12 protein-coding genes are annotated in these 11,325 nt (G+C 67.8%); 8 read left to right on the forward strand and 4 right to left on the reverse strand.

The annotated features are described in order from the left end of the window. Positions 1-115 precede the first annotated feature (115 nt). The 4 genes from CCR79_RS12700 to CCR79_RS12715 all read left to right on the forward strand — a co-directional run bounded on the left by CCR79_RS12700 (position 116) and on the right by CCR79_RS12715 (position 1,948). Positions 116-349 carry a hypothetical protein gene (locus CCR79_RS12700; RefSeq protein WP_201173598.1) on the forward strand — a complete coding sequence of 78 codons (234 nt, stop codon included), beginning with the start codon at positions 116-118 and terminating at the stop codon, positions 347-349. Then, positions 346-768: a hypothetical protein gene (locus tag CCR79_RS12705; protein ID WP_201173600.1), complete on the forward strand. Its 423-nt coding sequence runs from the start codon at positions 346-348 to the stop codon at positions 766-768. Before CCR79_RS12700 ends, CCR79_RS12705 begins: the two co-directional genes overlap by 4 nt. 518 nt (positions 769-1,286) lie before the next feature. Continuing rightward, positions 1,287-1,520 carry a FitA-like ribbon-helix-helix domain-containing protein gene (locus tag CCR79_RS12710; RefSeq protein ID WP_201173603.1) on the forward strand — a complete coding sequence of 78 codons (234 nt, stop codon included), beginning with the start codon at positions 1,287-1,289 and terminating at the stop codon, positions 1,518-1,520. A gap of 2 nt (positions 1,521-1,522) precedes the next feature. Further along, positions 1,523-1,948 carry a PIN domain-containing protein gene (locus CCR79_RS12715; protein ID WP_207190399.1) on the forward strand — a complete coding sequence of 142 codons (426 nt, stop codon included), beginning with the start codon at positions 1,523-1,525 and terminating at the stop codon, positions 1,946-1,948. A gap of 290 nt (positions 1,949-2,238) precedes the next feature. Here CCR79_RS12715 and CCR79_RS12720 read toward each other — a convergent pair whose 3' ends face one another. From CCR79_RS12720 to CCR79_RS12735, 4 genes are read right to left on the reverse strand one after another with little or no spacing between them, the layout of a single operon-like run. Continuing rightward, positions 2,239-3,456 (reverse strand): DUF3322 domain-containing protein, encoded by a 1,218-nt coding sequence (locus tag CCR79_RS12720; RefSeq protein WP_201173608.1) that lies wholly within the window; start codon positions 3,454-3,456, stop codon positions 2,239-2,241. Next, positions 3,453-6,896: an ATP-binding protein gene (locus CCR79_RS12725; protein ID WP_201173611.1), complete on the reverse strand. Its 3,444-nt coding sequence runs from the start codon at positions 6,894-6,896 to the stop codon at positions 3,453-3,455. The genes CCR79_RS12720 and CCR79_RS12725 overlap by 4 nt, the downstream gene beginning before the upstream one ends. A gap of 23 nt (positions 6,897-6,919) precedes the next feature. Next, positions 6,920-7,711 (reverse strand): DUF4194 domain-containing protein, encoded by a 792-nt coding sequence (locus CCR79_RS12730; RefSeq protein ID WP_201173613.1) that lies wholly within the window; start codon positions 7,709-7,711, stop codon positions 6,920-6,922. Beyond that, positions 7,708-9,192 (reverse strand): DUF3375 domain-containing protein, encoded by a 1,485-nt coding sequence (locus CCR79_RS12735; protein WP_238642616.1) that lies wholly within the window; start codon positions 9,190-9,192, stop codon positions 7,708-7,710. The genes CCR79_RS12730 and CCR79_RS12735 overlap by 4 nt, the downstream gene beginning before the upstream one ends. A 269-nt stretch (positions 9,193-9,461) precedes the next feature. Here CCR79_RS12735 and CCR79_RS12740 point away from each other — a divergent pair, with 269 nt between their 5' ends. The 4 genes from CCR79_RS12740 to CCR79_RS12755 are packed head-to-tail and all read left to right on the forward strand — an operon-like array spanning position 9,462 to position 10,926. Continuing rightward, positions 9,462-9,698, forward strand: a complete 237-nt coding sequence (locus tag CCR79_RS12740; protein ID WP_201173616.1) for a type II toxin-antitoxin system Phd/YefM family antitoxin — start codon at positions 9,462-9,464, stop codon at positions 9,696-9,698. Beyond that, positions 9,695-10,096 (forward strand): type II toxin-antitoxin system VapC family toxin, encoded by a 402-nt coding sequence (locus CCR79_RS12745; RefSeq protein ID WP_201173618.1) that lies wholly within the window; start codon positions 9,695-9,697, stop codon positions 10,094-10,096. Before CCR79_RS12740 ends, CCR79_RS12745 begins: the two co-directional genes overlap by 4 nt. A 6-nt stretch (positions 10,097-10,102) precedes the next feature. Beyond that, positions 10,103-10,402, forward strand: coding sequence for a nucleotidyltransferase domain-containing protein (locus tag CCR79_RS12750; protein WP_201173620.1), 300 nt, complete (start codon positions 10,103-10,105; stop codon positions 10,400-10,402). Then, positions 10,399-10,926, forward strand: coding sequence for a hypothetical protein (locus CCR79_RS12755; RefSeq protein ID WP_201173623.1), 528 nt, complete (start codon positions 10,399-10,401; stop codon positions 10,924-10,926). The genes CCR79_RS12750 and CCR79_RS12755 overlap by 4 nt, the downstream gene beginning before the upstream one ends. The last annotated feature ends 399 nt before the right edge of the window (positions 10,927-11,325 follow it).

Raw genomic sequence — 11,325 nt, forward strand, 5'->3', positions numbered from 1 at the left:
ATTAACCGCAAGACGGTGGTGGTCCACACCGAGGATCACCGTCAGTGGAAAGTCTCCCCCGGGCTCATCAAGATGCTCCGGGATGTCCAGTGATCCCCGTCAACGACGTCACGGAATGACCGCTTACGCTCGTCGCGTCTACCAGACCCGGCACACCGCCGCGGTCCTGCACCTGGCAGCGGGTGAGAATCCGCTGTTCGTCTCCCGGCTGCTGGGTCACTCCTCGACCAAGATGCTCTTCGAGCGCTACGCGCCGTTCGTTGCCAATGCGCTCGCCGACGACGGTTCCGCTTTCGAGGCGATGATGGCGCGGTTGGGGACGACTGAAGCAGCTGGTCGAGTCGCATGACGGCTGGGTGCCGGCTGCGGGATCTTCCGCCGGGGCATCCGCTGGAGAAGCCGCTTCTGGTGTACATTGCCAGGGTCTACGGCTCGGTCGAGGAGGCAGACGTACGGCAGGCGCTGGAGCAGACGCGGCCGGGGCGAGCGGAGGAGTTGGTGATGACGCTAGCAGAACAGTGGCTCAAGCGTGGAGAAGAGCGGGGCATTCAGAGAGGGCGTGAGGAGGGCCGGCAAGAGGGCCGGCAAGAGGGCCGTCGGCAGGCTGCGGCGCAGACGCTGCTCCGTTTGATCGAGCGCAAGTTCGGCCCGGAGGCCAGGGAGGCATCGCGGGCCCGCGTCGAGCCTGCCACGGTGGGTGAACTGGAGATGTGGCTGGACCGGATTCTCGATGCCGAGTGCGTGGAGGATGTCTTCGGCACCGGGTAGGGGCGAACGGGCATTCTTGCTGGTCGGTGCGCGAATCGTGAGTCCGGGCGCCTAGAAACTCGGCCGCTGCCAGCAGTGGAGACTTGAGCCGGCACGAAGCGAGCGCCCAGCTGGTCTTTTTGCTGGAGGCGGTTTATCGGGAGGGCCGCCTCAGGAAGTCGCCGCGCCGCCCCAAGGGAGGCGGCGCGGGCATGCCACGACGGGGCAAGCTCGTAGCGCCGCCAGTTCGCTTTCCGCTTATGTCCCCGGTACGGGGGCGAATGTGGCTGCCCAGGTCACGAACAACGTCGCGCCCGCGAACGCCGCCGCATAGGACGCGCGAGCGAGGGTTTCGCTATTTTGGGCAAGCCGGGCGAGCTCATATAGAACTTCGCCGGTATCGGGTGTCTGGATGCGGCGCAGCACGCGCAGCTCAATCGAGCTGGTACGGGATGTCGCCGAAGCGCTGCATGATTAGGTTACTGTCTCTAAAGTGCTATCATGTGCTAGCACTTGAGGGGGTCGCGAGGAGACAGGCTATGAGCAGCATCAGCGTCCGCCGCTTGGATAAAGAGACGATCGAGCGCTTGCGCGCCCAAGCAGACCGGCATGGCATATCCATGGAGGAGGAGGTGCGGCGCATCCTGCGGTCGGCGGTCTCGGAGCCGGAGCGCCTGGGCGATCTCGCTCAGGCTACGTTCGGCCCGAAGTACGGCGTAGAACTTGAACTCCCAGGCCATGACCCGCACGAGCCATGTGCGCCGGAACGATGATCGTGCTTGACACGAATGTCGTCTCTGAGATGATGCGCCCGCGGCCGGATGCGGCGGTGATCGAGTGGCTGAATGGCACGGGTAGCGGCTCGTTGTACCTGTGCACGATTACCATCGCCGAGATCGAGTACGGCCTTTGCGCCATGCCTGATGGGCAACGCCGCGAAGACCTGCGTGAGCGCTTCGACACCTTCATCCATACGGCGTTCGCACAGCGCATCCTGGGTTTCGATCAACGGGCCGCTCGCCACTACGGGTGCATCATGGCGACGCGGCGACGGGAGGGCCGGCCACTGTCGGCCCCGGATGGGCAGATCGCTGCCGTGGCCCGCAGCCGCGGTCTGGCGGTTGCCACCCGCAACGAGTCGGATTTCGCCGGAATCGGCGTAGAGATCCTCAATCCTTGGCGGCTGGATAGCTCTCCCTAAGAAAGACCTCACCCTTGACGGTGCGGCCTCGATCGGCCAAAGCGCGCAGCTGTACGTGGCCTTCAGTCGCGCAGCGCCTGGCCGAAGTGGGCGCGTGGAGGTCGCGCCCGCGGACCCAGCTGTCTCTGCGCAACAGTTTGTCGTGAGCCTCGAGGGCCTGCCGTGCAGGGTCGCTTCTCTTTCGCATGCTCGGTCGCACGATGGGTCGGTACGCAATTCACAAGTCCTGACACCGTGGAACGAGGCTGACTGCTGGGGTAGCGAGCTCAGTTCATGACAGTGTGGCCTGGTTATCCCCCCCGGATCCGCTCTTCCGCCCACCCCATACCGATGCGCTCTTGCTCCAGCCGCAGGGGGCCGGCCTCCGCGTCTCCGGTCTGCAATTCGGCGAGGGTGGCCGCCTCCTCGTGGGTGAGCCGCTCCGGGGGCGCGGCACTGGGGGCGCCGCGCGGGTCGGGGACGCACAGGTGCCGGTGGGCCGCCAGGGTCGCACGGTCCATAAGCAGCGAGCGAGCGTGCGGCCAGACGCCCCGAAGCCGGTCGAGGATGGCGAAGCCATCGCGGTCCAGGTCCCCCCAGTAGGCGATGGGTACGCGCTCCAGCCAGGGCACCGCGCCGAGGGCATCGACCGCGTAGCCGAGACCCAAGATCGCGGCCGTCCCCGGCACCGGTGGTAGCGCCAGGCCGGTAGCCTGGTTCTCGGTGATCAGCAGTTGGCGCAGCGGCGGCGTATCGGCGGCCAGGTCCAGACGGGCGAGCTCCTCGACGGGTACGGTGAGATCGGTCAGACCGCGGATGGCCAGCTCCGGGTCGAGCAGCCGCAGCCGTATCCGCGTCGGCGCCTGCCGGAGGCCGTAGCGGGCCTCGAAGCCCCGGGCCCCGGTGTAGCGGGTATCCACCGCCTCGGCGGGCAGCACAAGGTCGAGCAGTTCACCGAGGAGCCGGCGCCGGGACTCGATGAACTTGGTATCAACGCCGGGGATGTCGAGCTGGCGCAGGTAGATCTCGGGGCGAGGGTGGTCGCGGAACCAGGCGCAGACGGCGAGCAGCTTTGGCCAGTCCTCCGCGTGCTCCAGAGCAGTCAGCGGCCGCCGGGCGAGCCACGGCAGCAGTTCCGCGGCCTGCTCTGCGGTGGCGCTCGCGACGGCATCGAAGGCGGCCGCCTCGCGGCGTCGCCCCAGAATTTTGAGGGCGTCCTCCGCGCAGGGCACCACCGCTGCGGTGGGCAGCTCCTGCCGGCCGTGTACGCGGTTGCGCTGCGCCTGCCAGCGCAGGTCGTAGCCAAAGCCCCGGCCCTCGCGGCTGCCGCGGCGCAGGCCGTCGGCCCAGTCGGCCACGGCGCCGAGGTCCTCGTTGATCTCATGGGTCCGCGGGCGCGTAAGGCTGACCTCCACCGGGAAGGGCTCTGGGGCCTCGGCCGTGGGCACGCGGGCGGCGAGCAGCGTGCCGCGGGACCAGAGCCGCTCCAGCCGCTCACGGACGGCCTCCGGCGTACTCCAGCGCCTCAAGCGGTGCCCTCATCCGCCGCCCGCGCCGCCGGGGTCTCGCTCCGGTCCCCGTGTGCACCGTCCACCTCCCGGCCGGCCCCGGGGTCGGCCTGCTCCGCCCGGTACTCGTCGATGGGGATGTGGCGCAGCTTGGAGTGCGCCCCGTCCGGGGCGCTGACCAGGCCGACGCTGGCGACGTAGGGCTCGATGATGTGGATCTTCTGCAGCGGCGTGACCACCAGAAGCTGCAGCCCCAGGCGCTGGAACAGCTCCAGGCCGAAGCGGGCGGACTCGTCCGAGCCCCGGCCGAAGGCCTCGTCGATGAGCACGAACCGGAACGAGCGCGAGCGCTGCCGCTCCCAGTCGAGCCCGAACTGGCAGGCCAGGCTGGCGGCGAGCACGGTGTAGGCCAGCTTCTCCTTCTGCCCGCCGGACTTGCCCCCGGAGTCGGTGTAGTGCTCGTAGGGGGCGTCGTCCTCGCGCCAGCGCTCCTCCGCCGAGAAGGTGAACCAGTTGCGCACATCGGTGACCTTGCGCCGCCAGCGCCGGTCCGCCTCGGCGGTGCCCTCGCGGCCGCGCAGGCGCTCGATGATGGCACGGATGCGGGCGAAGCGCGCCTCCGACTCCGCCTCGGAGGCCTCGCCGTCGTCGTCCACCCAGCCCTCGACGCAGGAGCGCAGGTCGTTCTGGAAGTCGCGGATCTCGGCATCCTGAGTCGGATCGGCAAGGAGCTCGATGTAGCGCCCCGGGTTGAAGTCGATGCCGTGCAGCGAGCGGTTGATGGTGCTGATGCGCTCGCGGATGGACTGGCGCTGCCGGTGCAGGTGCGCCTGGAAGTTGGCGATCTCGCGCAGGGTGTTCTCGTTGAGTAGTTCCCGGAAGCGGCGCTCGAAGCGGGGGAGGTCGTCGCTCTTGAGGCCGTCGAGCAGCGCCGCGTACTCGCCGTAGGCCTCGACCCGGGCGTCCATCTCCTGCGCTTCCAGCGGCCACTGGTGGCGGAAGTCGGCCATCGCGCTGACCACCTTGTCCGCCAGGCGCCGCAGGTTGCGCTCCACGTTGTCGATGTGCCGGCTCACCCAGCCGCGCACGGCGCTCTGGGCGTTGGCCAAGCTCTCCACGGTCAGCGACTGCTCCGCCAGCGCCTCCTCGCGGATGCCGTCGAGCAGCGGGAAGGCCTCGCTGCGCTGCGTCTCGGTGGCCGCCTGGTGGCGCTCGCGGGCGCTGGCCAGTGCCTCGGCGGTGCGCTCGCTGCGATCGGCCAGCCGGCTGCGCTCGTCGCGCTCCTTGAGCAGCAGCTGCTCGAGCTCTTGGATGCGGGCTTCGACGCCGTCGCGCTGCTCCTGGAGCGTGCGCAGCCGATCAGAGCTGGCCTGGATGCGCTCGCGCTCCGCCTCCAGGCGCTGGATCTCGGCCTCCACGCTGTGCCAGTCCAGCTCCTGGAAGTCGGCGTAGACCTCGATCTTGTCCAGCGCCCGGATCTGCTCCTGCCAGCTGCGCAGCTCCTGCTCCAGGCGGCTCATCCGGTCCGCCAGCTCTTGCATGCGCGTCTGGTAATCCGCCGCCTGCCGCTCCAGGGCCGCGATCTTGGCCTCGTTGGACCAGCCGAGGATGAAACGCGAGCGGTCGTTGATGCCGTGGCGGTCGTCCTTCTCGTGGCGGTAGCCGCCGCTCTTGATCTGACCGGCGCGCGTCACCGCCCGCTGCTCGCGGCGCAAGGTGTCCAGATCGTCGCAGCAGGCATAGTCGAAGCGCTCGGCGAGTTCGGCCTCCAGCCAGGTGTAGAAGCCCGAGTCCGGCCGGATGGCCAGTGCCCGCACCAGGGAGTGCGGGTGGAGCTCCGGCGACCGCTGCTGGCGCTCCCGCACCCGGTAGTAGACCAGCCGGCCGCGCAGGTGGGTGCGGTCCACCCACTCGGCAACGCGCGGGTAGTCCCGGTCCGGCACCAGCAGCGAGAGACCGAAGTTGTGCAGTAGCCGCTCGGCGGCGCCCTCCCAGTCGCGCGCCTCCTCGTGGACCTGGATAAGTTCGCCGGCGAAGGGCAGCTCGTCCGGGTCCAGGCCGGTCTCCTTGCACAGGTGCTGGCGCAGTTCCAGCATCCGGGCGGGGATGTTGGAGCGCCGGGCGCGCAGGGACTCCAGCTCCTGCTCGAGCTCCTGGTGGCGGCTGCGCAGCTCGCGGAAGCTGACCTCCAGCTCGGTGCGCTCGTTCTGGCGCTCGCTCAGCCGCGCCTCGGCGTCCTCGCGTAGCCCGGCAAGGCGCTGTTGGTTGGCAAGGAAGGTATCGGTCTCGTCGGCTCGGGAGAGGCCGAGGTGCTCGGCGAGGGCGTTGTAGGCGTCGGCATTGCGCCGGCGCCGCTCCGCCTCGCGCTGGTGCTCGCCGATCTGCTGCGCCAGGGTCTCTAGGCGGTCGCCGCCCTGCTCGGCGATGGCCCGCTGGAGCTCCTCGCGCTGGCTGCGCTGGCCGGTGAGGTCTTCGTCGAGGCGGCGGATGCGCTCGTCGTAGCGCCGGATGCGGTCATCCAGCCTCTGCCGGCGCTCCTCGAGCAGCCGCGCCTCGATGCCGGCGAACCAAGGCTCCAGGGCCTCGCGCGCCGCGCGCCAGGAGGCGGCCTCCGCGCTGAGGCGATGGTGCTCGTGGGCATCGGCGATGAGTGGCTCCAAAGCCTCGATTTGGGCCCGGGCGCGGATCACCGCCTCGTGGGCGCGGCTGAGATCGTCGAAATGGTGGATGAGGGCGTCTATGCGCTCGTCCACCGGCTCCGGCTCGAGCATGTGGCTGCGCACGAAGTCGGTCAGGTTGCCCACCGACTTCATGGACACCGTCTGGCTGAACAGCTCCAGCGCCTGCTCGCCCTCGATGCCGAAGCGCCGGCGGAAGGCGGCCCCGTAGAGCGGGAAGGTGTCGTGTACCTCGATATCTGGCGCCTCGCGCAGGCGCTTGCGCAGGTTCTTGATGTCGTGGCCGAAGTCGGAGAAGTCCCGGGCGATGGTCAGGTCCCGGTCGGCGATCACGTGCATGCGCTCCGGTTGCCCCGAGCCCGAGAGCCAGAAGACCTGGGCCAGGGTCACGCCGTGCCCGTAGCCCTCATTGAAAAAGTAACCGAGGATGACCGAGAAGCTGTGCTCGTCGCGCAGGGACACCGGGCGGGCGCTGCCGCCGGTCTCCTCGCGCTCGGCCTTGTAGTGGCCGAGCACGTAGGAGCGCAGGGAGCGCTCACGGCCCTCGGCACCAGCGGCCTTGTTGTAGGTGATGCGGTGGGCGGGTACCAGCAGCGTCGTGAGCGCGTCCACCAGCGTCGACTTGCCGGAGCCGTTGTCGCCGGTGAGCAGGGCGCTCTCGCCGCCCGGGGCCATGGACCAGACGCGGCCGTCGAAGGTGCCCCAGTTGTAGAGCTCCGCGCGATGCAGCCGGAAGCCGGTGCGCTCGGAAACGGGGGCCAGGTCAAGCTCTTGCAGCTTCATGGGTGGCGTCACCTCGATGCGGGTCAGCGCTCAGGCTCGGGGCTGGTCTCGGCCGGCGCGCCGGGGCTGTCGCCGCGGTCCGGGTCGGAGGTGTTGCCGTCGCCGGCGCCGTCCGAGGCCAGCTCCGAGGGGTCGCGCCCCTCGGCGTGGGCCCGGTAGGCGCGCAGGCGCTCCTCGAACTCGCCGAGCCACTGGGCATCCACGAAGGCCTTGAGGATGCGCTGCACCTCGTAGCGCTCTTCGTCGCCGCGCAGCCGGCGCAGGAAGCCGAGCTCCACGACGCGCCGGATATGGCTGTCCATGCGGTCGAGCAGGCGCGCCTCGTTGGCCGTATCGCGCAGGAAGACGCGCATCAGGTCCACGATCTGCTCCCGCGTCAGGATCAGCCGTGTGTCCCCGCCGCCGGCATCGTGCTCAGCGAGTTTTTTGCGCAGCAGCGCGAGCAGGAGGCTGACCGGGTAGCTCAGCTGGCGACGCGGCACCAGCCGGGGCAGCTGGCTGTCGTCGTCCTCGTCGCGCGCGCGCTGGCGCAGGTAGGCGTAGCCCTCACCCTCGTCGAGCATCAGCTCCAGGCCGAGGACGCCGACGTAGTCCCGCACCCGGGCCTGAAGGTCAAGCAGGTGCTGCCACCGCTGCGGGGCGCTGTCGCGATGCAGCACCCCCCGCAAGAGGTGGACGAGCAGCTGGGAGAGGCGCTCGTCGCCGGGAGTCGTGCCCCAGGCGCCGACGGAACCGGACGCGGCAGGGGCGTGCCCCTCCAGCGGCTGGGCCGTGTGCGGGCGGGTGGCGGTGTCGGGGTCGTCGTGCTCGGTCATTGGGCTCCTGCGGTTGGGTCGCTGGGGCTGCTGCGGAGGAAGGTGACGGCGGGGACGTGGGCGCAGCGCTGTCGGCCTGTCTCCGGCTCCGTCCAGGTCACCGCCTCGGTGCGAGTCTCGTCCACCACCGCGCGCGCCTCGTCGGTGGCGATGGCGAGGTAGGTGACCAACTCCGCCAGGCCCTGCTCCAGCGGATGCTCGGCGAGGAGTTCGCCGAGCGCCACGCGCCGACGCTCCTGCAGGGCGCGGCGGATGCGCCGACGCAGCCGGTCGCGATCCACGTAAGTCTGCTCGAAGAGCTCGGAGGCGTCCACGTCGGAGCCGTCGGCGGCGACCACCTGGTCGGCGATCTGCGGCCGGAACGGCGGCGTGAACAGCGGCCGTTCCATGGGCAGCTCCACCCGCGGCGAGGCCTCGTCGAGCTCGATGAGCGCCTCCCGGGGCGGCTCGTCGCGCACCGCCACGGCGTGGTGCTCGATCTCCCGGATCAGGTCCATGATCCGGCGGTTCTCCAGCCAGGCCTGGTCGTCGAGGTAGCGCCGCAGCTGATGGGAGAGCTGGGCCACCGTGCGCTGGGTGGTCTCGCCGGCCTCGAGCCAGTCGTAGTGGATGCGGCCGATGCGCGGGTCCGGGTCCAGGGCCTGGACCGTCTCCAGGTGAAGGGCGCGCTCCAGAAGCTCGGTCAGTTCCTCCTGCCGCACTGGGGACATGAGGAAGTCCCAGAAGGCGCGGAAGCTGCGGCCCTGGTCGGAGTCGGCGATGGCGTCCTGCTCGCCGAAGATCTCCTCGAGCAGCTCGCCGCGGCTGCCCTCCCACATGGCGATGCGCTCGCGCACTTGCCGGTCCAGATCGCGGAAGTTCTGCTCCACCTGCCGGAAGTCGGCGAGCAGGCCGCGGGCGGTCTGCTCGGCCTGCAGGAAGCGCTCGCGCTGGCGGACCGGGTCCATGAGCGCCACCTCGCCGGCGCGCAGGCGCTCCATCTCGGCGTCGATCTCGGCGCGCTGGCGCTCAAGCTCCTGCAGCCGAGCCTGGGGGTCGGTCTCGGCGCCATGGATGAGTTCGCGCAGCAGGTCGAAGACACTGCGCAGACGCGACTCGGTGGCCACGAACTGCCGCCCCCGCTCGAGCTCGGCGACCCAGTGGATGGCCTTCTCGGTCGCCGGCAGCAGGTCGTAGCAGGGCTCGTCGCTGCCGGTGGGGTAGTAGCGGCGCAGCCAGCCGCGCTCGTCGCCCGCCCACTCGGCCAGGTACTCGCGGGCCGGGCGCGGGTACGGGTCCTCATCCGCGCGATCGCGTAGGGCGTAGAGGTAGTCGTCGAGCTGCGTCTCCAGCTCCGTCTCCGGGATGGCGCGGGCGTTGGGCGCGATGAAGGCCCGGTGTAGGAAGCCGATGACCAGCGGCGCGGTCTCGGCAGCGAGCAGCCGCCAGGCGGGGTGGTTGCGCCTGAGATAGAGGATGTCCGCGTGATCCAGATCGCCCATGCGCGCTCGGCTCCGGCACCGCAGCTATAATCGGCCAGTATCGCGCACCACCCGCGCACCGGGAAAGGAGAGGGTGCCCCCAGAGCCGCGGCGGCTTCGGGGCGGCTGCGCGCCTGTTCAGCGATTCGAGTCAGAAACTGAAGGCGCGCTTCTTCTGCCGGCGCATCAGCCCGCGCTGCACTTCGTCCTGCGCATCGCTCTCCTGATGACTACTTGCCATAGTCATTCGCGCGCGCTACCGTTGACGGGCTCCATGACCAGGAGGGGCCATGCGCTCCGAAGAAGTCTCAAAGTCGCAGTTCAAGGCGCGGGCGCTCGAATACTTCCGTCAGGTTGAATCCTCGGGTGAGGCGGTTATCGTGACGGACAAAGGGCGCCCCACGATCGAGGTACGCCGGTACAAGGGCGATCAGCGATCACCGCTTGAGCGCCTGCGTGGCAGCGTCATCGAGTTGGCGGATCCCTTCGAGCCTGTGGGGGAGGAAGACTGGGAAGCGCTCCCTTGATCGTCCTGGATACTCACGCGCTACTGTGGTGGGCAAATGGTGACGACCAGCTCTCACCCCATGCTCTTGCAGCCATTGAGCATGAGATGCAGGCGGATGATGGAGAGGTTCTGATCTCGGCTATCTCTGCCTGGGAGATTGCGCTGCTGGTTGAGAAGGGGCGTCTTACCCTATCGATGACGACCAGCGACTGGTTGGATACGGTTGAGGAAATCGAGGGCGTGCGTTTCATTGCCTTGGACGCTGCCACGGCGGTTGAGTCGACGCGCCTTCCGGGAGAATTCCACAAAGACCCTGCGGATCGGATGATCGTGGCGTTAGCTCGACGCTTCAATGCTGAGCTAATAACAGCGGATGAAAAGATCACAGCGTACCGGCACGTTAAGACGATTTGGTAATAGGCTATGCGGCTGACCAGTGCGGAGCGCAAAGTCATTCTGGATGTGGTGCGCGAGGTGTTCGGTCACGACGTCAAGGTTCGCCTGTTCGGGTCGCGTGTTGATGATAGCGCACGTGGTGGCGACATCGATTTGTTGATCGAGTGCGATGAGCAGGTCCCGAACCGCGCGTCAGCGGCGAGCCGGGTAGCGGCGCTGCTGCAAATGCGGCTCGGTGATCAGCGTATCGATGTCCTGATCCTGGACCCGTCGACCACACGACTACCGGTTCATGACGAGGCCCTTCGAGAAGGAGTGGAGATTTGAGCCGGCACGAAGCGAGCCCTCAGCTGATTTTTTTGCTTGAGACCGTTTATCGGGAGGGCGCACATCTTCACTACACGACGGGCCGATTGCTGCGAGAGCCGGTTGATGTTTCCTGGGTCGAGTCTCTTGAAGACGATCCGGAGCGGGCTGAGCGACTTGATGCCTTTCTGGCGCGTTATGGACGTATGCAGGATACGATCGGCGATCGGCTTATCCCGAGCCTGATGCGAGATATCTTGGAAACGCCTGGCTCTGCGCTGGACAATCTAAACCGGATGGAGAAACTGGGTGTCTTGGCTGCGGTTTCCGATTGGGTCGAGGCCAAGAATTTGCGGAATCGGCTTTTCCATGAGTATATGCGCGATGCCGAAGAATTCGCTTCGGCTGTGAATCGTGCTCGTGAATGCGTGTCACTGCTGATATCGATCTATAACAATATCCTCGATTATACTGCTGGACAGCTTGAGCCACCTGACGGTTATTCTTGGCCTGACAAATTGGAAATGGATACGTGTAGCGAATAAGTCCCAGCGCCTAAGGATGTAAGCGGCACTTACAATCAGCAGAAAAAATGGCGCGCGCAGCGGGCCTTGGCGCTCAACTCGCCGAGTATACGAAGGAGGCGTCAGGACCTACGAATTGCGCACCAACCAGCGAGAATGCCCGTCTGCCACCTACCCCGTGCCGAAGACATCCTCCACGCACTCGGCATCGAGGATCCGGTCCCCGAAGTTCGTCAGCTAATCGCGTAACTTCCCGTTTTGCTTACACCTCGTAAGCGAAAAATGCCACAACAGGCCTTCAGACGGGCCGTTTCGGGACCTCGATGCCGACGTCTTTGAACAGCTCCAGTTGCTCCGGTGATGGCTTGGTCACGCCCTCGAAGTCGCGGCCACCGATGCGCACGGTGTGGCGCTGGATCT

It is taken from the genome of Halorhodospira halophila (genome assembly GCF_016653405.1).
In the GTDB taxonomy this organism is placed as follows: domain Bacteria; phylum Pseudomonadota; class Gammaproteobacteria; order Nitrococcales; family Halorhodospiraceae; genus Halorhodospira; species Halorhodospira halophila_A.